Source organism: Mycobacterium sp. TH-M25 (assembly GCF_057473665.1).
The window spans coordinates 1-2,472 of the sequence record NZ_JBYCLA010000173.1 but is presented as its reverse complement, the minus strand read 5'-3'; the positions used below and the strand labels follow the sequence as shown (position 1 = coordinate 2,472).

The window sequence follows — 2,472 nt, the reverse complement described above, 5'->3', positions numbered from 1 at the left end:
ATTCCAACGCCGGCATACATGCTTCGTTAGCGCTGAGCCGGCCACGACAACGGTGAGCGTTACCAGTGCCTGCAGGATGTCACCGAGCGGCCCCCTGTTCTAGCCTAAGCCTCAATCCGTGGATGGGCCGGTGATTTGATCGGCGTGTGAACAGCGAAAATGCCTTCTGAACTGGGACAATGGGGATTGTTGAAGTCCTGTTGTCCAGCGTTCGGGAAGGCATTTTCGGTGCACTCATCCTATACGTTTACCGCCGGGTCGGCGGTGTTTGACGAGCAGAATCTGGTGTCGTCGGCCGGGTTGGTGCCGGTGCTGGAACTGGCTGAGCAGAGCGGTCTTTCGAGACTGATCGGCGAGCACGTTCAGCTGCCGTCGACGCGAGTGAAGTCCGGGGCGGTGAACCCGGCCGGCAAGCTGACTTCGATCATCGCAGGAATCATGTGCGGCGCAGACAGCATCGATGATGCGAACGTGCTACGCGCCGGCGGCACACCGCGGGTGTTCAACGAGGTGTATGCGCCCTCGACGCTGGGGATCTTCTTGCGCGAGTTCACCTTCGGGCACGCCAACCAGCTCGCCGCGGTGGCCCGCGCGCATCTGGTGGCGCTGGCGGCCCGGGTGCCGCTGCTGGCGGGGGCACAAGAACGCGTGTTCGTCGACATCGACTCGCTGCTGCGCCCGGTCTATGGCCACCACAAGCAGGGCGCCTCGTTCGGGCACGCCAAGATCGCCAGCCGCGCGCTGCTGCGGCTGGGCCTCTCACCGCAGATCACCACCATCTCCACGGCGCAGGCGCCGCCGGTCATCGCCGAGGCGCGGCTGCGCAGCGGGAGGGCCGCCTCCGGGCGCGCGGCCGCGTCCCAGATCAAGCAGGCCATCGGCACCGCCCGCGCCTGCGGGCCCTGCGGCACGATCCTGGTGCGCGGTGACTCGGCGTTCGGCACCAAGAAGGTGATCACCACCTGCGTTGCCCAAGGCGCCGAGTTCTCCTTGTCGGTGAGCCGCAACAAGCGCATCAGCGCCGCGATCGAGGCCATCGACGAGGCCGCCTACACCGCGGTGCACTACCCCGGCGCGGTGACCGACCCCGACACAGGGCGGTTGATCTCCGATGCCCAGGTCGCCGAAACCCCCTACCCCCTGAGGCTGAGCCGCGGCCGCACGCTGACCGTGCGGCTGGTGGTGCGCCGGGTCAAAGACGCCCGATACCCGGATGCGTTGTTTCCGGTGTGGCGCTATCACCCGTTTGTCACCAACTCCGAGTTGCCCACCGCCGAGGCCGATATCACCCACCGCCGCCACGCCATCATCGAAACCACCTTCGCTGATTTGATCGATGGCCCACTGGCGCATATCCCGTCCGTTATCTGGAGCTGCTGATCGGCTGTCCACCACGTGCATGACGGATGTTGGAAATCCCGGATTCTGCGTGGTGGATGCGATTACCTTCTGCTGTCCGTCACGAAAGCGCGATAGCGGGAGGTGCGAGTTGCGGGTGCAGCGTGTTGTCATGCCGGAGACCGAGTTCGAATCATGGACAGTGCTCGGTGACGATCAGTTGCCGATCCAACCGGTGGAGCGGTTTCTGGCGTACCTGGCGTCGATCGAGAAGTCGCCGAACACGATCAGGGCCTACGCCCATGATCTGAAGGACTGGTTTGTGTATTTGACTGGTCACGGCCGTGACTGGCGGTCGGTGACGCAGGAGGATGTCGCGGGGTTCGTAGCGTGGCTGCGGTTGCCGCCGCAGGCTCGTGATGGGACAGTCGCGGTGTTACCGACGGTCGCGCATCACTGTTCGGCGGCCAGCGTGAACCGCAAGCTCGCGGCGTTGACGTCGTTCTGTGGGTTCCATGCCCGCCACGGCGTCGAGTTGACGGGGCTGCTGGTCACCATGACCCCGGCGGGTCGGCGCGGCTGGTCGGCCACGACGTACAAGCCGTTCCTGCACCATGTGACCAAGAACGCATCCCAACGGCGGCGTACGGTCACACTCACGCAGCCTCGGCTGCGGCCGAAAGTTCTTACGGTGAAACAGGTTCAGACGATCCTTGACGCATGTGAGCATTTGCGGGATCGACTGATGTTTGCCCTGCTGCTTGACACCGGCGTTCGCATCGGTGAGGCGTTAGGACTGCGTCATGAGGATCTCGACATCGCGGACAGGACCCTCACCGTCCGGCCGCGGCCGAACGACAACCGCGCCCGCGCCAAGGGCGGTGTGTGTCGGACGGTGCCGACCAGCGCGGAGCTGATGCGCCTGTATGTCGACTATCTCAACGGCGAGTACGGCGCCCTGGATTCGGACTACGTGTTCGTCAACCTGTGGTCGGAGCCGAAAGGGCGCCCGTGGGCCTACCCCGCCGTCTACGACCTGGTACGCCGCCTGCGGGTGCGCACCGGCATCTACTTCGCACCCCACCAGTACCGCCACACTACTGCGACCTGGCTGCAGCGGCGCGGTGCCGGAAT

The 2,472-nt window shown here is 65.1% G+C and carries 1 protein-coding gene and 1 pseudogene; both read left to right on the top strand.

All coding sequences use genetic code 11. The features are described 5' to 3' along the window. Positions 1-228 precede the first annotated feature (228 nt). Positions 229-1,362, top strand: a pseudogene (locus tag AC2VOU_RS05930) (IS1380 family transposase); the annotation flags it as partial. Between the two features lie 148 nt (positions 1,363-1,510). Next, positions 1,511-2,472, top strand: a 962-nt coding sequence (locus AC2VOU_RS05925) for a tyrosine-type recombinase/integrase (RefSeq protein ID WP_486956531.1), incomplete at its 3' end; no start/stop codon positions are given.